General features: G+C 38.5%; 19 protein-coding genes. 11 read left to right on the top strand and 8 right to left on the bottom strand.

Annotation, left to right across the window (positions count from 1 at the left end; genetic code table 11):
- Window positions 1–128 precede the first annotated feature (128 nt).
- Window positions 129–515, bottom strand: a complete 387-nt coding sequence (kapB, locus tag LS684_RS17275; RefSeq protein WP_233807784.1) for a kinase-associated lipoprotein KapB — start codon at window positions 513–515, stop codon at window positions 129–131.
- 242 nt (window positions 516–757) lie between these two features.
- On the opposite strand from kapB, the gene LS684_RS17270 reads away from it, so the two are divergent.
- The 4 genes from LS684_RS17270 (at window position 758) to LS684_RS17255 (ending at window position 3,475) form a co-directional block, all read left to right on the top strand.
- The gene (locus LS684_RS17270) at window positions 758–970 is read left to right on the top strand and encodes a hypothetical protein (RefSeq protein WP_233807783.1); all 213 of its coding nucleotides are present in this window, start codon (window positions 758–760) and stop codon (window positions 968–970) included.
- Between the two features lie 255 nt (window positions 971–1,225).
- Window positions 1,226–1,771: a superoxide dismutase family protein gene (locus LS684_RS17265; RefSeq protein ID WP_233807781.1), complete on the top strand. Its 546-nt coding sequence runs from the start codon at window positions 1,226–1,228 to the stop codon at window positions 1,769–1,771.
- A gap of 621 nt (window positions 1,772–2,392) precedes the next feature.
- The gene (locus tag LS684_RS17260; protein WP_233811694.1) at window positions 2,393–3,028 is read left to right on the top strand and encodes a YczE/YyaS/YitT family protein; all 636 of its coding nucleotides are present in this window, start codon (window positions 2,393–2,395) and stop codon (window positions 3,026–3,028) included.
- 69 nt (window positions 3,029–3,097) lie between these two features.
- Window positions 3,098–3,475: a PH domain-containing protein gene (locus LS684_RS17255; RefSeq protein ID WP_233807779.1), complete on the top strand. Its 378-nt coding sequence runs from the start codon at window positions 3,098–3,100 to the stop codon at window positions 3,473–3,475.
- 59 nt (window positions 3,476–3,534) lie between these two features.
- On the opposite strand, the gene LS684_RS17250 is transcribed toward LS684_RS17255, so the two are convergent.
- On the bottom strand, window positions 3,535–4,707 hold the full coding sequence (locus tag LS684_RS17250; protein WP_233807777.1) for a MalY/PatB family protein: 1,173 nt from the start codon (window positions 4,705–4,707) through the stop codon (window positions 3,535–3,537).
- Between the two features lie 181 nt (window positions 4,708–4,888).
- Here LS684_RS17250 and LS684_RS17245 point away from each other — a divergent pair, with 181 nt between their 5' ends.
- Window positions 4,889–5,149 (top strand): DUF1871 family protein, encoded by a 261-nt coding sequence (locus LS684_RS17245; RefSeq protein WP_233807775.1) that lies wholly within the window; start codon window positions 4,889–4,891, stop codon window positions 5,147–5,149.
- A gap of 55 nt (window positions 5,150–5,204) precedes the next feature.
- Here the strand turns inward: LS684_RS17245 and LS684_RS17240 are convergent, their stop codons facing one another.
- Complete coding sequence (locus tag LS684_RS17240) at window positions 5,205–6,032, bottom strand: alpha/beta fold hydrolase (RefSeq protein ID WP_233807773.1); 828 nt, start codon at window positions 6,030–6,032, stop codon at window positions 5,205–5,207.
- A 441-nt stretch (window positions 6,033–6,473) separates the two neighbouring features.
- On the opposite strand from LS684_RS17240, the gene LS684_RS17235 reads away from it, so the two are divergent.
- Together LS684_RS17235 and LS684_RS17230 are read left to right on the top strand one after the other, a co-directional pair.
- Window positions 6,474–6,974 carry an Lrp/AsnC family transcriptional regulator gene (locus LS684_RS17235; RefSeq protein WP_233807771.1) on the top strand — a complete coding sequence of 167 codons (501 nt, stop codon included), beginning with the start codon at window positions 6,474–6,476 and terminating at the stop codon, window positions 6,972–6,974.
- Window positions 6,974–8,143: an aminotransferase gene (locus LS684_RS17230; RefSeq protein WP_233807769.1), complete on the top strand. Its 1,170-nt coding sequence runs from the start codon at window positions 6,974–6,976 to the stop codon at window positions 8,141–8,143. The genes LS684_RS17235 and LS684_RS17230 overlap by 1 nt, the downstream gene beginning before the upstream one ends.
- A 123-nt stretch (window positions 8,144–8,266) precedes the next feature.
- Here LS684_RS17230 and LS684_RS17225 read toward each other — a convergent pair whose 3' ends face one another.
- The 3 genes from LS684_RS17225 to LS684_RS17215 all read right to left on the bottom strand — a co-directional run bounded on the left by LS684_RS17225 (window position 8,267) and on the right by LS684_RS17215 (window position 11,077).
- Window positions 8,267–9,136, bottom strand: coding sequence for a DegV family protein (locus LS684_RS17225; protein WP_233807767.1), 870 nt, complete (start codon window positions 9,134–9,136; stop codon window positions 8,267–8,269).
- A gap of 152 nt (window positions 9,137–9,288) precedes the next feature.
- On the bottom strand, window positions 9,289–9,648 hold the full coding sequence (locus tag LS684_RS17220) for a helix-turn-helix domain-containing protein (RefSeq protein WP_233807765.1): 360 nt from the start codon (window positions 9,646–9,648) through the stop codon (window positions 9,289–9,291).
- A gap of 85 nt (window positions 9,649–9,733) precedes the next feature.
- Entirely contained in the window at window positions 9,734–11,077 is a 1,344-nt protein-coding gene (locus tag LS684_RS17215; RefSeq protein WP_233807760.1) for a sodium-dependent transporter, read from the bottom strand.
- Between the two features lie 285 nt (window positions 11,078–11,362).
- On the opposite strand from LS684_RS17215, the gene yugI reads away from it, so the two are divergent.
- Window positions 11,363–11,773 carry a S1 domain-containing post-transcriptional regulator GSP13 gene (gene yugI, locus LS684_RS17210; RefSeq protein WP_233807753.1) on the top strand — a complete coding sequence of 137 codons (411 nt, stop codon included), beginning with the start codon at window positions 11,363–11,365 and terminating at the stop codon, window positions 11,771–11,773.
- A gap of 283 nt (window positions 11,774–12,056) precedes the next feature.
- Here yugI and LS684_RS17205 read toward each other — a convergent pair whose 3' ends face one another.
- Window positions 12,057–13,472, bottom strand: coding sequence for a sigma-54 interaction domain-containing protein (locus LS684_RS17205; protein ID WP_233807745.1), 1,416 nt, complete (start codon window positions 13,470–13,472; stop codon window positions 12,057–12,059).
- Window positions 13,473–13,793: 321 nt separating this feature from the next.
- On the opposite strand from LS684_RS17205, the gene pruA reads away from it, so the two are divergent.
- From pruA to LS684_RS17190, 3 genes are all read left to right on the top strand, one after another.
- Window positions 13,794–15,341 carry an L-glutamate gamma-semialdehyde dehydrogenase gene (gene pruA, locus LS684_RS17200; RefSeq protein ID WP_233807740.1) on the top strand — a complete coding sequence of 516 codons (1,548 nt, stop codon included), beginning with the start codon at window positions 13,794–13,796 and terminating at the stop codon, window positions 15,339–15,341.
- A 140-nt stretch (window positions 15,342–15,481) separates the two neighbouring features.
- Complete coding sequence (locus tag LS684_RS17195; RefSeq protein ID WP_233807739.1) at window positions 15,482–16,681, top strand: ornithine--oxo-acid transaminase; 1,200 nt, start codon at window positions 15,482–15,484, stop codon at window positions 16,679–16,681.
- 83 nt (window positions 16,682–16,764) lie between these two features.
- Complete coding sequence (locus LS684_RS17190; protein ID WP_233807738.1) at window positions 16,765–18,051, top strand: Glu/Leu/Phe/Val family dehydrogenase; 1,287 nt, start codon at window positions 16,765–16,767, stop codon at window positions 18,049–18,051.
- A 51-nt stretch (window positions 18,052–18,102) separates the two neighbouring features.
- On the opposite strand, the gene LS684_RS17185 is transcribed toward LS684_RS17190, so the two are convergent.
- Window positions 18,103–18,336: a DUF378 domain-containing protein gene (locus LS684_RS17185; RefSeq protein WP_233807736.1), complete on the bottom strand. Its 234-nt coding sequence runs from the start codon at window positions 18,334–18,336 to the stop codon at window positions 18,103–18,105.
- Window positions 18,337–18,436 lie beyond the last annotated feature (100 nt).

Genomic DNA, 18,436 nt, shown 5'->3' with positions numbered 1-18,436 from the left:
GAGTTGTCCATATCATGCGAACGTTTTGACCATTTGGGCAATATCTGTGAGCTTAAAGCGAAATTAGTGCTAATTTAGATTTGAATCGTTCAATGAGCATTCGGTGAAGGTTTGATTCTTCCATGCTTCTACTTGCGATTAAAATAATCTTCTTCAAGGATAGACATGTTTTTCAAAGATTGCTCAGCCCATGTGGAAGTGTCTGTTTCTAACTCTTGCTTTAGTCTATTAATTGCATCCTTTAATGAAGCTTGATAGTCAGGCATCTCATCTTCATAGCGTTTAACCATTTGCTTTGGTACATTTGTTTGCTCTTGATAGGCTAATGCTCTCCGTTCATGAAAAATGCCGACATCAACCTGTTTTGGGTTATGTAAGTCTCCCTGCATTGGATGTTTTACAACAGCTAGTACACGGACAAGATAATGTGATGGCCGAATATCGGTAATCTCCCCAATGTATTTTCCTGTCTTATATATTGCCGTAACACGATCCCCTATTATTAATTCTGACATGTAATCATATCCCCTTTCTAAATACTTGTAGCTTTATTTTATTATGCAGGATGGAAAGAGAAATACAAAGTCTTTTACTTAGTTAATATCTATAATGAGGTACGCGAAGACTCTCAAGGTTAGAGTACATGTATACGATTAGAGGCAGGCACTCAATCTCCTAAATAAGTTGGTACAACTATCAAATGTTGATATAATAGTTTCTTGAACGACTGCGTTTAAAGCAGAAAGGAAGAAATGACATGCTTGAACATTATATACTTTCATTGTTTTTGTATTTTCCTGAGGATAAGTCAGAATATATTCCCGCTGTCTTTAGCTTTGTTATCTTTCTAATTGGAGCAATAGTAGTTATGCGTTTAATTATCGTTGTCTCAAAAAAAGAAGCATCAAAGGCAAAGGAGCTAGAAGAAAAAATCCTAAACGATCAGACAGAAGATAAAAAAAATAGCTAGATTCTTTTTAGACTGTAGAGAGGATTTTTTGACCTTCTAGAGTCTTTTTTCTTTGATTTTGGCAATCGCTACAACACGAATAGGTTATTTCAGCATTAAACAAAGGCTGCTTTGCATGTAGAGATTACTCCTATTTGAATATTCAAGAAAACAAAACGGGAATCTATCCTTCCTATGACATAACAACCCTCCATGTATAATCTTACCTCTGACCGTTAACAATGAAGACAAATTGTCTATTTGGAGGAATCAATCATGAAGAAAGCTTGGTTAGCCATCCCTTTATTATTAATAGCAGGATGCGGAGAGCAACAACCAACGAAGCTTGACGTAGAAATGTACAATGCTGATGGAGATCAATTAGGGATTATTAAATTGGCTGAGCAATCGAGAGGTGTAAAATTGGAGATTGACCTTGAAGGCCTGCCTCCAGGAGAGCATGCCATTCATATCCATGATACTGGGAAGTGTGAAGGACCTGACTTTAAATCTGCAGGCAACCATTTTAACCCGGAAGAAAAGGAACATGGATTGCTCCATCCTAAAGGGGCCCATGCTGGTGATCTACCAAATTTAATTGTTGAAGAAGATGGGAAAGCGAAAGAGGAGCTTATGGCACCACAAGTCACTTTGAAAGAAGGGAAAACTTCATTATTAACAAAAGAAGGAACATCCATTGTCATCCATGAAGGGAAGGACGACGGAATGACACAGCCTTCTGGAGACTCGGGTGAACGGATTGCTTGTGGGAAAATCAGCAAGGATAAAGATGGAAAGGCTCAAAAAAAGGCACAGGATTAATGAGAGGCTGGGACATTCGTATTTCAGTCAATGCTATACCCGAACTATTAGGAGGTATCTCCTTTTACTAGTTCGGGTATTTTTGTTTGTTCGGAATACAAATTTTCAAAATAATAGTTGGAATGGAGCGGAAGACCTCGACTACTAAGGGAAATAGAGAAAAGGCTGAGACACTAAAGTGCAGCGAGGAGGCTCAGCTTCCTCCCATCGGAAAGCGTGCGTCTGCAGCGCAGGTGGAACGAACTTATTTTTACAACCTAACTATTTAAAAAAATTCATTGTTCGCCTATGAGAAGGAGTCATTTAGTTATGTCCCAGCCTTTTTATTCTTGTTTAGAAGAGTACAAAATTTATCGATTGTTGATAAGCGCTTTGACGTCCAGCGCAAGCGACTAGCCCCTTGTGGTCACAAGCCAATTTAGAATGGAAGGGAAAGAACATCTTCTATTGTCACTTGCCCAAGGCTAACAAAGCCGCTTGCGCATTTGGTTTTGGAGCTTAAACAGCTATAATGACAATGAATGTCGAAGGAAATCTCCCCGTTTCTTTATGAGTTTCAACTGCCGTACGTGCCATTATATGTTATAGTGGATTTTGGAGTTCTAGAAAACGGGAGGGAGTATATTGCACGAAAAGTTGATTCGATGGGCTTTCTTCTTTATTGGACTGATGGTGCTTGCAATTGGTGTGGCATTGACCATTAAAGGAAAAATCATGGGGATTGGACCATGGGATGTATTTCATTATGGGTTATATGTACAATTCGGATTAACGATTGGTACATGGTCCATTATTATTGGATTTATATTAATTTTTACTACTTCAGCTCTAACAAGAACCCTACCGCAAATTGGTGCGCTTATGAATATGCTTTTTCTTGGCCTTTTTATTGATTTCTTCCATCTTGTCCTTCCAAATCCAAACTCCTTATTTATGGAGATTTTTTTCTTTGTACTCGGTGTGTTAATTTTAGGGTACGGGATAGGTTTATATGTAGCTGCTGATTTAGGGGCTGGGCCTCGGGATAGTATTATGCTTCTGATTGTTAAAGAGACAGGATGGAGCATAAAATGGGTTCGAAATGGTATTGAGGTTACCGTGTTTTTATTCGGTTGGCTTTTAGGCGGACCGGTGGGAATTGGAACGATTTTTATCGCCTTCTTTTTAGGTTCAATAATTGGGGTCTCCATTCCGCAAAGTAAAAAGCTCTTACATTTTATACTAAAGAAAGCACAAGTCACACAAGTTCAAGTGTAATTTAGTAAATGAGCTGACGATTACATCTTAGAGTCTAAGGGAATAAAGCTTAGAAAAGGAGTGTCGTTTATGGGAATATTCGATGGGTTTATGGGGAATGCAAGCGAAGTTAATATTGCAGATGTAGAGAAAGAATTCAAGCACACACTCGCACCAAATGAAAAGGTTGAAAAAGCGTACCGATTGATTCGTGATATGTTTATTTTTTCTAATAAACGCCTAATACTAATTGATAAGCAAGGGTTAACAGGGAAAAAAGTAGAATATGTTTCTATTCCTTATCGTAGCATCACCCATTTTAGTATTGAAACTGCAGGCAATTTCGATTTGGATGCAGAACTGAAAATTTGGATATCTGGTGCTGCTGAACCGATTCAAAAACAATTTAATAAAAGCTTAAATATCTACGAGGTACAAAGTGTGCTCGCCACATATGTGTTAAAATGAAGACCTCTAAAAAAACAGGTCGTCACGATTGCTTGAAAATCGACAACCTGTTTTTTTATTTAGATTAGCTCAGAAAAAGCTCTTTTGATTCTCGTTAAGCCGTCTTCTACAGTTTCACGAGGACAAGCTAGGTTTATACGAACAAAGCCTTCTCCCCCTGGTCCATATTTATCACCAGGCTCTAATGCAATCTTTCCTTTTTGAAGAAGTGTATTTTGTAGCTCTTTAGGTGTTAGATTTAAATTTCGACAATCAATCCAAAGGAGATAAGTACCTTCTGGTTCCATCCATGATAGATTAGGAAGCTGTGATTGGATATAACTTTTAGCGAATTCGATATTGTTTTTGATATAATCAAGTAGCTCTTCTAGCCATTCTTCTCCGTACCGATAAGCTGCCTCCATTCCGACAATCCCAAAGGTGTTTAAAGTAAATTGCCCTTGCTTCAACTGAGTTGCTGTGAATTTTTCACGTAATGTAGGGTTTGGAATGATAACCGCTGATGCTTGAAGACCTGCTAGATTAAAGGTTTTACTTGGTGCAATACAAGTTAACGATATTTCCTTAAGACGAGGATCTAAAGATGCAATTGGAACATGAATGTTGGGCTTAAATACAAGGTCAGCATGAATTTCGTCTGATAAAATAAGACAATTATATTGTAAGCAAAGCTCTCCGATTTTCAGTAATTCTTCTTTCGTCCATACTCGGCCACCTGGATTATGAGGGTTGCACATGAGAAATAATTTCGGCCCCTGCTTTAAAGCCTTCTCAAATTCTGTAAAGTCTAATTCATAGCGGTGATTCACAAGCTTTAACGTGGAGTTAAGCACTTGTCTACCATTCTTTTCAATCATATCGAAAAATGGGGTATAAACTGGAGATTGGATTAGCACGCTGTCCCCTGGGTCAGTAAAGCTTTGAATTGCTGTACTAATGGACGGTACCACCCCAGTATGATAGACAAGTGAAGAGGTCTTTATTGACCAATTATGTCGTTTCTCGATCCAATTCTTTATTGCTTCCTGGGTGGAAGGAGGAACATACGTATAACCGAAAACACCGTGATGAACACGACTAGATATCGCATCGATTACTTCTTTTGGAGGCTGGAAATCCATATCTGCAACCCACATGGGTAGCAAGTCGTCCTCACCGAATATTTGCTTAGTTAGTTCCCATTTAACAGAAGCTGTATTTTTGCGATCAATTAGTTGCTCAAAGCGACTCATTACAACCACTCTCCCAAATATTATCTAATGATACGTTTCTAAATGCGTTTAAGCAAAGATTGGTATATATTCCTTTTCTCTTTTTGAAAAAGAAAAGATACACCCCTATTAAATTTCGGTCTACCTACAAACTGTGATAAAATAACCACACATAAAGCTAAAATAAATTAGGTGTGATTTAATGAACCAACAACAAGTAAACTTACAATTTGTTGTAATGTTAAATGAATGGGACCCTTTTCGTTGCGGAGAAGGTAATTACGATCCGGAAATAGCTGATACCATCCAGGCTGTTCATGATCTAGATGATGTGGGAGCCCTTGCTAAAAGAATTCAACAAATATACGAATTTTCCTTTGAAGAACTTATTCCTGATGAATCTTGTCTACAAATGGCGCATAAGCTTCTTCAAACGAAAACTCAAGGATCTTGTTCTCTTTAACCAATCACAAAATGCTGCCCCAGGAATTCATGGTGCAGCATTTTTAATTAGGAGGTTAGCTACTAATAAATTCTCTTGTATAGCTAAGAACATCCTCAGGTCGTTCTTCTGGAACAAGGTGACCGGTATTCTTTAGAATAACCAAGTCAGAATGCTGAAGATCATTATTAAGCCGCTTTCCAACATTTAATGGAACTACTTTATCATGTTCTCCCCAAATCAGTAAGCTTGGAGTTTTGATTTGTTTGAGCACTTTTGCAGGGAGATCTCCTTCACGATGTCGAATCATTTTCGTTAAAGCTTTAAAGATATCATCTTCAAGAAAGGGAGATAAGTATCCATACATCATTTCCTCATCGATTAAGGAATGGTCATATACCACATTTTTTAAATTGTTTTTAACACCTGAACGCTGAAGCCAAAGTTTTACATATAGGTGAAAGAATGGGATATAACTCGTAAATATTAGCGGAAGCTTTGCCTTCTTTAAATAGGCTGAGCTACAAAGTAGAATATTTTTCTTCACAAGATCAGGTCGGTTATTCACAACATTCAATGATATTTGTCCCCCCATTGAATGCCCCATCAGAATCACTTCATTTACAGTAATCATTTCAAGTAAGCGGATGACTGTCTCAGCCATATTGACATATGAGTAAATAAAAGTACTGGATTTACCACTTTTACCGAAGGGAGGAAGGTCAACAGATATCACGTTATAATCTTTGATTAGTAATGGAATCACTCTTCGGAAACTAAAGGTAGAAGATAGAAAACCGTGTAAGAGAACGATCGTCTCTTTTGAATGAGCGTGTTTGTAATATTCATAATAAACTTCAATCCCATTTATTTCTTTAACGCCTGAATAATTATCTAGGCCCATGAAACCTCCACTCCTGCATGAATTTTTTTCGGGTTTTATGTTTTACATATGGCTATTGCTTTTCCATGGACTGATTTTCCCTTTTTGTTAATTATATAATCTTACAAATGAATTTCCTTTATTCTATATTTTTCACATTCTTAAGTTATACAAGCTTGATTTGTATGATAAGTAGCAGGTTGCAGACAAATTCGAAGCATTTTGTGATAATTAGTCAAACTAGGTGATTGGAGCCGAAATCCCCTTTTTACCACGCACACAATTTCCCTACTAATTTTTGCAAGCAAGTCAAACTGACTACAAAATAGAAGTAGATTCGAATGAATTTTCTGCTATAATGGAGAATATTTATTCATTTGGTATCAATTGTGAGAAAATGGGTATTGAGTTGGTGCTACCTTGAACATTCATTAGAACCTTCATATGAAAGGGGTAATTTACTTGAAGTTAACTGATAAGGAATTAGAAATTCTTGAAATTCTAGAAGGAAATGCTCGCCTATCAAAAGAGGATTTAGCGAAGATGGTTTCGCTACCGATGGAGGAATTAGAGGCGATTGTGGAAAAGTTAGAGGAAGAAAAAGTAATCGTTCGCTATGCTTCCGTTGTAGATTGGACGAAAGTTGAGAGTAATGAAGCGGTGACAGCTATGATTGATGTAAAGGTAACTCCGAAAAGAGGGGTCGGATTTGATGAAATTGCGCAGCGAATCTATCGCTATGAAGAGGTTCGTTCCGTCTATTTAATGTCTGGTGCATATGACCTTTCAGTCATTATTGAAGGGCGTTCAATGAATGAGGTCGCTCGGTTTGTCTCTGATAAGCTATCTACCTTAGATTCAGTTATTTCTACTACGACTCACTTTATTTTGAAAAAATATAAGCATGATGGTACAATTTTCGGCCAGTCTGATGAAGATAAAAGAATTGTGGTGTCACCGTAATGAATCAAACGAAAAACTATTTATCAAAAGCTGTATCAGAATTAAAACCATCTGGGATTCGCCGTTTCTTTGACCTTGCCGCAGGGATGGAAGGAGTCATCTCCCTTGGAGTTGGAGAGCCTGACTTTGTAACATCTTGGTCAGTTCGTGAAGCAGCGATTCTTTCGCTAGAGCAAGGTTATACATCGTATACAGCAAATGCAGGCTTATTAGAATTAAGAGAAGAGATTTCTTCTTATATGAATAAAAACTTTCAAGTAGACTATGCTCCTGCAAATGAAATTATTGTCACAGTTGGTGCGAGTCAGGCGATTGATATTGCTTTACGTGCAATTCTTGATCCAAATGATGAGGTTATCATATTAGAACCAAGTTTTGTTTCCTACGGACCATTAGTGCATTTAGCTGGTGGAATGCCAGTACCTATTCAAACAACAAAGGAAAATGATTTTAAAGTCACTCCTAAGCAGCTTGAGGAGGCAATCACGACTCGAACGAAAGCAATCATGATATGTTCTCCAAATAATCCGACAGGCTCCGTTTATCTAGATAAGGAGTTAAGAGAAATAGCGGAAATAGCAGAGAAATATAATTTGGTGATTCTGTCTGATGAAATATATGCAGAGCTCTCTTATGATGAAAGCTATACGAGTTTGGCATCCTTACCAGGTTTAAGAGAAAGAACAATTGTTATTTCTGGTTTTTCTAAAGGATTTGCGATGACCGGATGGAGATTAGGATACGTGTGTGCTCCATCAGAATTTTGTGAAGCAATGATAAAAATTCATCAATATGCGATGATGTGCGCTCCAACTATGGCCCAGCATGCAGCAATAGAAGCTCTTCGAAACGGTCATGGAGATGTAGCTGCAATGAAGAATAGTTATCGCCATAGAAGAAACTACTTTACGACATCATTAAATGAAATGGGATTGACCTGTCATAATCCAGGTGGAGCTTTTTATGCTTTTCCGTCGATTGAATCAACTGGATTGACCTCTGAACAATTTGCAGAAGCATTATTAATGGAAGAAAAGGTAGCTGTCGTACCTGGAAATGTTTTCGGAGAGAGTGGGGAAGGGCATATCCGCTGTTCCTATGCTTCTTCTATGGAACAGCTACAAGAAGCAGTGAAACGGATGAATCGGTTTATAGACAGAAGAAAATAAACAATCATAAAAAAAAGACACCCCATTCATAGGGATGTCCACTTCAAAAAGGGGGGAATACTAGAAAGCCTTATGCTACAAGGTTTTCCATTATTTCCTCTTTTTATACATTTTTGTGCAAGTCTATTCTTTCTTCTTGTCTTTCTCAATCCATGACAGTCCAATTGTCCCAAATCCAGTGTGTACGCCAGCTACTGGAATAAGGGGAAGTATTTCAATTTTTAAATGAGAGTAAGCTTCCCTGATTCTTTCACTTAATTTGTGCGCTTGTTCTTGCTCGCCTGCATACATGATGCCTACTCGTTCATGTATTCCCTTTTCGTATGCTTCTGCTAATCTAGCTAGAATGGTACTTTCTGCTTTTTTCATTGTGCGGACTTTTTCAATGATATTAACTTTCCCCTCTTTAAAACCTAATATTGGTTTAATTTGAAGGAGGTTCCCGAGGATCGATCCAAAGTTAGATACTCGTCCACCTTTGCGTAATTGCTCTAAGCTAGCGGGGATCAAGAGCAACTGGCATTTTTCGCGTAAGGAGAGAAGGGCAGTTACAACTTCAGAAGGACTATGTCCGTCTTGGTATAAACGTACCCCTTCTTGAACGATAAACTTTAACGGAAACGCACCAATCCACGAATCAACAGAGTGAACGGGGAAGTCCACCATAGATGCTGCTTGTGTGGAGGTAGAATACGTTCCGGACAAAGCACTTGAGCAATGAATAACGATTGCTTCATCATATGATTCCTTTAACATATGATATAAATTAATAAAATCTCCAAGAGACGGTTGTGAACTGTTTGGCGATTCTTCACTTGTACGCATTTTCTCATAGAACTCTTCAATTGAAATTTCAATTCCTTCTTTATAAACTTCATCACCGAATCGAACAGATAATGGAACAACATATATATGATTATCCTTTAGCCATTGTTGTTCTGTTTGATTAAAAGAGGCAGTTGAATCTGTCACCCAAGCTATTTTCTTTGACATTCTTGTCTTCCTTCCATGAAATGAGTTGATGTATACATATTATTAATAATAGATGAATGTTATATGATTGAAAATATTATTTTCTGTGCCAATCTATTCGCTTTTCAGGGCGAAAGTTGAACGAAAAAAAAGCGAGGAAATCTAGCCTCGCTTTACTTTTTATATTTGATTTCAAAAAGCATTTGCATCACTCGAAGAAAGTCCTCTTCAGTGAACTCCTTTGCTTTTCGTAAAATAAGCTTTGCTTTCTTGGTGCCGATCTCTTGAACAAGCTGTTCAATTTCGTGGTCAATGCCAACATGATTTGTTTGCAAATCTTGCTCTAGTAATTCTGAAGCAGGAATATCAAGAACGGTTGAGATTTTTAGAACCGTTTGTGTGTCAGGATGCTGTTCACCTGATTCATATTTTTCAATAGTTCCAGTTCCAACTCGAATTTTCAATGCGAGCTCCTGCTGCGTCATTCCTACTCTTTCTCGACAAGCCTTAATGTTTTGAGCGATTGTAGACATTTCATTCACCCCTATGATTAATCGTCTTTATTAACATTCTACCATGAGGATGGTGTTTTTATTTCAGCGTTTCGTGAACATTTCGTTAAAAAAGACCAATGGAATGAAGAAATACAACCAGAATTCCTAGAGGTACAATATATCGGATAGCGAAGTACCAGATATCAAAAATCATACCTAATCCATTAGAGCCTAATTCAAGTTCTTCCTTGACCATTTGTCTAGGTAGCTTAAACCCTACAAAGAGAGAAATAAATAATGCACCAAGAGGAAGTCCAAAATTAGTTGTCAGATAATCGGCTAAATCAAAAATTGATTTCCCGAAAATGATGACTTCTGAAAATACACCAAAAGATAATGCACTTGGAATACCTAATATGGCAATGAACATTCCAGAAGCCCAAGCTGCTTTCTTTCGCTTCTTGAGATCATCTTTTGCAATAACCGCAACAATGATCTCAAGTATGGAGAACGCAGATGTAAGGGTAGCGAATAATAAAAGAATTAAGAAAATGGTTAAGAAAACTCCTCCAAAAGCCATTTCATTAAATACAGCAGGCAGTACAACAAATACTAATCCTGCACCTTCTCCTGGTTCAAATCCTAACGCAAATACAGCCGGGAAAATTACGAGACCAGCTAATAAGGAAATAAGAACATTTAGTCCAACTACAGAAAATGCGGATTTCACCAAGTTATCAGACTTGGATAAATAGGAAGCATAGGTCACCATAATCGAAATACCAACACTTAAGGCGAAGAAGGACTGACCTAATGCAGCTAAAATGGTATCTGCAGTTATTTCACTTAGGTTTGGTTTAAGGAAGAATTCTACACCCTTTAATGCACCATCTAGAGTTAAGGAACGAATGGCTAAAACAATAAAGAGAATAAATAAAGCGGGCATCATATATTTACTTGCTTTTTCAATGCCTTTTTGAACGCCTCCGCTAACAATCAGAATGGTTATTAGCATAAAGACGATCTGTGCAGCTACTGCTTCTACAGGACTGCTGATAGTTTGGCTGAATAACCCGCCATACTCTTCTTGTGATAACCCTGTTAATTGCCCAGTCACACTGCGAACTAAATAAGATAGAATCCATCCACCTACCACACTATAGAACGATAAAATAATAAAAGATACGATGACTCCTAAATATCCAATCCAATGCCAAGATGTACCTGGTGCCAGCAATTTATATGCAGATACTGCATCTTTTTGTGCTTTTCTACCAATAATAAATTCGGCAATTAAGATAGGTGCTCCAATAAATAGTGTTAATAGAAGGAAGAGAAGGAAGAAGATTCCCCCACCGCTTGTACCTGCCATATAAGGGAATTTCCAAATGGCACCAAGTCCGATTGCTGATCCTGCAGCAGCTAGGATAAACCCTAGTTTTGAAGTCCATTGCTCGTGTTTATTCATTGATTGTATACTCCTCTTTCTATTCAAAAAATATATTTGTCCATATTACTATTTTTTTGAATGAAAGTGTATAGGATTTTTTAAATTTTTTGTCGATTTAAATATTAAGATTTAGATAGCGTTTTCATATGTAAATATTGTAAATAATAGTACGATCACCTTGCTAAATCCGAATGAAATAGGGAATGTTCAAGGGAATGTCTTTTGATTAATCTTATGATATGTGGTATAATTTTTTATTGCGTATAAAAGAGATAAAATCAATTTAATTTTAGGAGTGTTTTCATGGCTGAAAATATTGAAGTAGGTAGCGTTTTAACTGGTAAAGTAACAGGTATTCAACCTTATGGTGCATTTGTGGCACTAGACGAAAATACACAAGGATTAGTTCATATTTCTGAAGTTACTCATGGTTTTGTAAAAGATATTAACGAGCACCTAAAAGTAGGAGATGAAGTGAACGTTAAAGTACTATCAATTGACGAAGCGGCTGGAAAGATTGGTCTTTCTATTCGTGCAACAGAAGAGCCACCAGCTCAACCTGCAGCTGCACCAAAGGCTAAAAAGCCTCGCAAGCGTCAAGTAGCTGCTGCTGTAACTAGCACAGATGCAGACACACAAGGGTTTAATACACTTAAAGACAAGCTTCAAGAGTGGATTGAACAATCAGAGCGTCAAGATCTTATCAATAAATAAGATGTAAAAAAACCGAGCAATGTTGCTCGGTTTTTTTATTTGGAGGGGAAGACACTCGACTACTAAGGGAAACAGAGGAAAGGCTGAGACACCAAAGACCATCGAGGAGGTCAGCTTTCCCCCCCCCCCCCCGGCGGAAGGCGAGTGTCTGCAGCGCATTGGAACGAACTTGTTTTTACAACCTAACTATTTTAAAAAAGTCATTGTTCGTCTTTGAGAAAGAGTCATTTAGTTATGTCCCAGCCTCTTTATAAAATAACTATCATTTCTTCGCCCTCTAAGGTTATTCTCTCTGAAGCTGATATTTTTTCACTCGGTATTGAAGGTTTTGACGACTCATTCCGAGTGCTTTTGCTGCATGCGTAATGTTATAGTCATGCTGCTTAAGGACTTTCTTTAAATAATAGGTCTCAGCTTCTACCATATATTCTTCAAGAGATTTGACTGTTTGTCCTTTATGGATAAATAACTCTTCCATTACATCCAGAGACTTTAATTCTTCGTTGAATTGGGGCTTATTTCGAAATTGAATGGGAAGGTGTGAATACGATATACAATCTTCGTGTTCAATTAAATTCATGGTTCCTTCAATAATATGCTCAAGCTCCCGTACATTCCCTGGCCAGTCGTATTGTTCAAATGTTTCTAGCACACTTTCTTCAACAATCAATACATTCATTCCAAAAAGGTGATTATATTTATCTATAAAAAACTGAGCAAGATCCCGAATGTCTTTTTTTCGTTCTCGTAACGGAGGGATGAATAAAGAAACAACACTTAGTCGATAGTAAAGGTCCTTACGAAGACGTCCTTCTGAAATGGCGTCAATAGGGTCTTCATTAATAGTAGCAATAATGCGTACGTTTATTTCCCGATCTTTTGTATCTCCTACGCGGCGTACGGTCCTTTCTTGCAAAACCCTTAGTAATTTTGCTTGTAGGGAAGGGTTCAAGGAGTTGACTTCATCTAATAATAGTGTCCCTCCATCAGCTTCTTCAAAAAGTCCAGGACGTTCAACAGAGCCAGTAAACGCACCTTTCTTTGTACCGAAAAGAATGCCTTCAATTAAACTATCAGGCAGTGCTGCACAATTTTGCGAGATAAACGGTTTAGAGCTTCGATTACTCCCATTATGAATACTTTGTGCAAAAAGCTCTTTTCCTGTACCTGTCTCTCCAATGATCAGAACCGAAGAACTTGTTCGCGTAGCTCGTTTACTGGCGTCGATAACTTCTTGAATTTTATCGCTGCTACCGATAATACTATCAAATGTATATTTCGTCCCGCTCTTCTTTAAAATATTCTCCCTAATTAATTTCTCGAGCTTTGTGACATCTCGGGCAATTTCCATCGCTCCAATCCGTGTTCCCTCCTCTATAATGGGAAAGGTATGATTAATCGTGGTAATTTGCTGCCCTTTATTGTTAAAGTATGTTTGCTTAGCGTTTTTAATTGTGGTTCCTTTTCTTAACGCTTCAAGAAGCGTGCTATCTTCATTATGATGGAAGGAAAATACGTCATATAAGTTTTTATCAAGTACATCCTCAATGTTCATTCCTTCTATTTCAACCATTTTTTTATTGTAAATAATCGTCTTGCCTGTCTCGTCTACAACATGAACACCAACATCTATTTCGTCCACTAATCGCTGGTACATTTTATTGATATTGTGAAGTTCATCGCAGGTAGCTTTCTTCATATTAGCCCTCCTTTCATAAGGATATCTATTTTCTATTGTATAGAGGAAAGATTGAAAGGTGCAATATATTTTTGCGTTTATAAAATGAACGTCAAAAATATATGCAAAAAAATATGGCGTTTAGTATCCATTTCTCTATTTATTACAGACAAAATTAAAGAGGAAAATTTTATGTTCCCTGCACCATACATGACTATACTAGTTAAAAACAAATCATTTCTCATAAGATTTGCAGTAGAATGAGGATTTCTATAATAAGTTGGCATAGAAATTGCATAATAAAGAAGTGGTATAAGATTCTTATTCAAGGGGGATGAAAAAATGGTGCAACCTTACAAGCATGAGCCATTTACGGATTTTTCTGTAGAGGAAAATCGTCAAGCTTATTTAGAAGGGTTAAAGAAAGTAGAAAGCTATTTAGGTCAAGATTATGATTTAGTAATCGGTGGAGAGCGTATCTCTACAGAAGACAAAATCGTCTCTATTAATCCAGCAAATAAAGAAGAAATGATCGGCCGTGTATCAAAGGCAAACAAAGAGCTTGCGGAAAAAGCAATGCAAGCGGCAGTTGAAGCGTTCAAAACGTGGAGAAAAGTGAAGCCAGAAACACGTGCGGACGTTCTATTCAAAGCAGCTGCGATCATCCGTCGCCGCAAGCATGAGTTCTCTGCCCTTCTAACAAAAGAAGCAGGGAAGCCTTGGAAGGAAGCGGATGCGGATACAGCAGAAGCAATCGATTTCCTCGAATTTTATGCTCGTCAAATGTTAAAAATCAAAGACGGAGTTCCTGTGAACAGCCGTCCGAATGAATATAACCGTTATGACTACATTCCTTTAGGAGTAGGCGTCATTATTTCACCTTGGAACTTCCCACTTGCGATCATGGCAGGTACAACAGTGGCTGCGATTGTAGCCGGGAACCCAGTTCTATTAAAGCCAGCTTCAACGACTCCAGTAGTAGCTGCGAAATTCGTAGAAGTGATGGAAGAAGCAGGTCTACCAGCAGGCGTTCTGAACTTCGTACCAGGTAGCGGTGCAGAAGTCGGTGATTACTTAGTTGACCATAAGGACACTCGCTTCATCTCATTCACTGGCTCTCGTGATGTAGGTCTACGCATTTATGAGCGTGCATCCAAGCTAAACGATGGCCAAATCTGGTTAAAGCGCGTAATCGCTGAAATGGGCGGGAAAGATACAATCGTCGTTGATAGCGATGCAGATCTTGAGCTAGCGGCACAATCCATCGTTGCAGGCGCATTCGGCTTCTCAGGCCAAAAATGTTCAGCTTGTTCACGTGCGGTAATCGTTGAAGATGTGTACGATCACGTGTTAAACCGTGTAGTGGAATTAACGAAGGAATTAACTGTTGGAAACCCTGAAGAACAAAGCCATTTCATGGGTCCAGTTATCGACCAAAGCGCATTTGATAAAATTATGAGCTACATTGAAATGGGCAAGCAAGAAGGAAAGTTAATGGCAGGAGGAGAAGGGGACAGCTCAAAAGGCTTCTTCATTCAACCAACTGTAGTAGCTGACCTAAAGCCAACAGACCGCTTAATGCAGGAAGAAATCTTCGGACCAGTTGTTGGTTTCACAAAAGCGAAGGATTTCTCTGAGGCAATCGAGATCGCAAACAACACAGAGTACGGCTTAACAGGTGCTGTCATCACAAGAAACCGTGCACACATCGAGCAAGCTCGTGAAGACTTCCATGTTGGAAACCTATACTTTAACCGTAGCTGTACAGGTGCGATTGTTGGATACCAACCATTTGGTGGCTTCAACATGTCAGGAACCGATTCAAAAGCAGGTGGCCCGGACTACCTACTTCTTCATATGCAAGCGAAGACAACTTCTGAAATGTATTAATCTATTTTTTACTACGAGCCTTCAAAGTAAGAAGGCTCCCATGTACAATAGTAGTTGAGAAATTTCTAACAATTAAAGAAATTTCAAATCGTTTCAAGTGCCGTGATGAATGATACAAAAAAGTGAATGGAGGAAATAGAATGACAGAAGCAACGAAATCAAACTCTCTTATTGAACAAACTGAAAAATTTGGTGCGAAAAACTATCACCCTCTACCAATCGTTATTTCACAAGCAGAAGGTGTATGGGTAGAGGATCCAGAAGGCAACAAATATATGGATATGCTAAGTGCTTACTCAGCCGTTAACCAAGGGCATCGTCATCCAAAGATAATTCAAGCGCTTAAGGATCAGGCTGGTCGTGTTACATTAACTTCACGTGCATTCCATAATGACCAGCTTGGCCCATGGTACGAAAAAATTTGCCAATTAACAAATAAAGAAATGGCTTTACCGATGAATACAGGAGCGGAAGCAGTTGAAACGGCTATTAAAACTGCTCGTAGATGGGCATATGATGTGAAAGGTGTTACAGAGAATCAAGCCGAAATTATTGCTTGTGTAGGAAACTTCCACGGTCGTACAATGACTGCTGTGTCCCTATCCTCAGAGGATGAATACAAGCGTGGATTTGGCCCAATGCTACCAGGGATTAAACTCATTCCATATGGGGATTTAGAAGCTTTAAAAGAAGCGATTACTCCAAATACGGCAGCATTTTTAATTGAACCAATTCAAGGAGAAGCAGGTATTGTTCTTCCGCCGCAAGGCTTCTTAAAGAGTGCATATGAAGTATGTAAAGAAAACAATGTTCTTTTTATTGCAGATGAAATTCAAGCGGGTCTTGCTCGTTCTGGAAAGATGTTTGCTTGTGAATGGGAAGATGTAGATCCTGATATGTATATTTTAGGAAAAGCATTAGGTGGAGGCGTGTTCCCAATTTCATGTGTTGTAGCGAATAGTGAAGTGCTAGGTGTATTCAATCCTGGTTCACACGGTTCGACTTTTGGCGGAAATCCGATGGCATGTGCCGTATCGGTTGCAGCCCTTGATGTATTAGTAGAAGAAAACCTTGCAGAACGTTCACTAAAGCTTGGTGAATACTTCATGAATAAATTAAAAGAAATCAATAATCCAATCATTAAAGAAGTACGTGGACGTGGATTATTTATCGGAGTTGAGCTAAAGGAGCCAGCACGTCAATATTGTGAAGCTTTAAAAGAAGAAGGTCTATTATGTAAAGAAACACACGACACAGTGATTCGTTTTGCTCCACCACTGGTGATTTCAGAAGAAGAGTTAGATTGGGCAATTGAACGAATTCATAAAGTGCTTAGCTAAAAAGTAAGCACAGGCAGTACGTCATTGAATAACAGCACTTGTTTTACACAGCATATTATTTACGAGACTAAAGAGGTGCCATTATGGGAGCTACTGGGGTAGTAGAAAATAAAGAAAATCAGCAAACAGAAGAATCATTAAATTTATTTACTTCCACACAAATCGTCATAAAGGATGCGTTAACTAAGTTAGGGTATTCAGACGAAATGTTTGAGCTTTTGAAAGAGCCTTTGCGCATGTTAACCGTCAGAATTCCTGTCAGAATGGATGACGGCTCTGTGAAAATCTTTACTGGATACCGTTCACAGCATAATGATGCGGTTGGTCCAACAAAGGGAGGAGTTCGCTTCCATCCAGAAGTGAATGAAGACGAAGTGAAGGCACTTTCCATGTGGATGAGCTTAAAATGTGGAATTGTTGATTTACCATATGGTGGAGGAAAAGGGGGAATCATTTGTGACCCTCGAACGATGTCAATGGGAGAGCTTGAACGCCTTAGCCGTGGATATGTACGCGCGATTAGCCAAATCGTTGGACCAACAAAGGATATACCTGCACCAGATGTCTACACAAATTCACAAATCATGGCATGGATGATGGATGAATATAGCCGCCTTCGTGAGTACGATTCTCCTGGGTTTATTACAGGAAAGCCGTTAGTTCTCGGTGGTTCTCAAGGGAGAGAAAAAGCTACAGCTCAAGGGGTAACAATTTGTATCGAGGAAGCTGCGAAGCGGAAGGGCGTCCAAATTGAGGGAGCACGTGTGGTCATTCAAGGATTCGGAAATGCCGGCAGCTTCCTTGCTAAATTTATGTATGATGCTGGAGCAAAAGTAATTGGTATATCAGATGCATTGGGCGGGCTGTATGATCCGAACGGTTTAGATATTGACTATTTATTAGACCGTCGTGATAGCTTTGGTATGGTAACAAGTCTTTTTGAAAATACCATAACGAATGCAGAGCTGTTAGAGATTGATTGTGACATTTTAGTTCCTGCAGCAGTGTCGAATCAGATCACAGCTCAAAATGCTCGGAACATTAAAGCAACCATTGTGGTAGAAGCAGCGAATGGTCCAACTACATTGGATGCCACTAAGATCCTGTCGGAACGAGGCATTCTCCTAGTCCCTGATGTATTAGCAAGTGCTGGAGGCGTAACGGTTTCCTATTTTGAATGGGTACAAAATAATCAAGGCTACTATTGGAGCGAAGAAGAAGTAATCCAAAAGCTTCGCAAAGTACTTGTTCAAGCTTTTGAAAATGTGTACAATACAGCGACCAACCGTCAAGTAAACATGCGCTTAGCCGCCTATATGGAAGGCGCAAGAAAAATGTCAGAAGCATCACGCTTCAGAGGTTGGGTATAAGTAATGCAAAAAATCCTTGCACTATATAAGTGCAAGGATTTTTACGCTTTATTATCTACTTGGTCTAGCTTCAGGCTCTCTTTCAAGCTCTTCATTTGGTTTGAAGAGAAGTCCTAAGTTGATTAAACCTGCAATTCCTACTAAACCATATACAATTCTTGCAAGAGCAGAATCTTGACCACCAAAGATGGCAGCAACAAGATCGAATTGGAAGAATCCAATTAATCCCCAATTTATAGCTCCAATGATGGTAAGAACTAGTGCAATACGTTGGATTGTACTCATGCTGTTTCCTCCTTAGTTGTTGATGGATTCACTAATAGAATGAATCCAACTGATAAAATTTATTCATGTAAACCTAAAGGCAAATTAATTTTTTGCAATC

This window comes from Cytobacillus spongiae (assembly GCF_021390075.1).
Note: the sequence above shows the minus strand (reverse complement) of the source record. Positions and strands in the feature narration are given on the sequence as shown.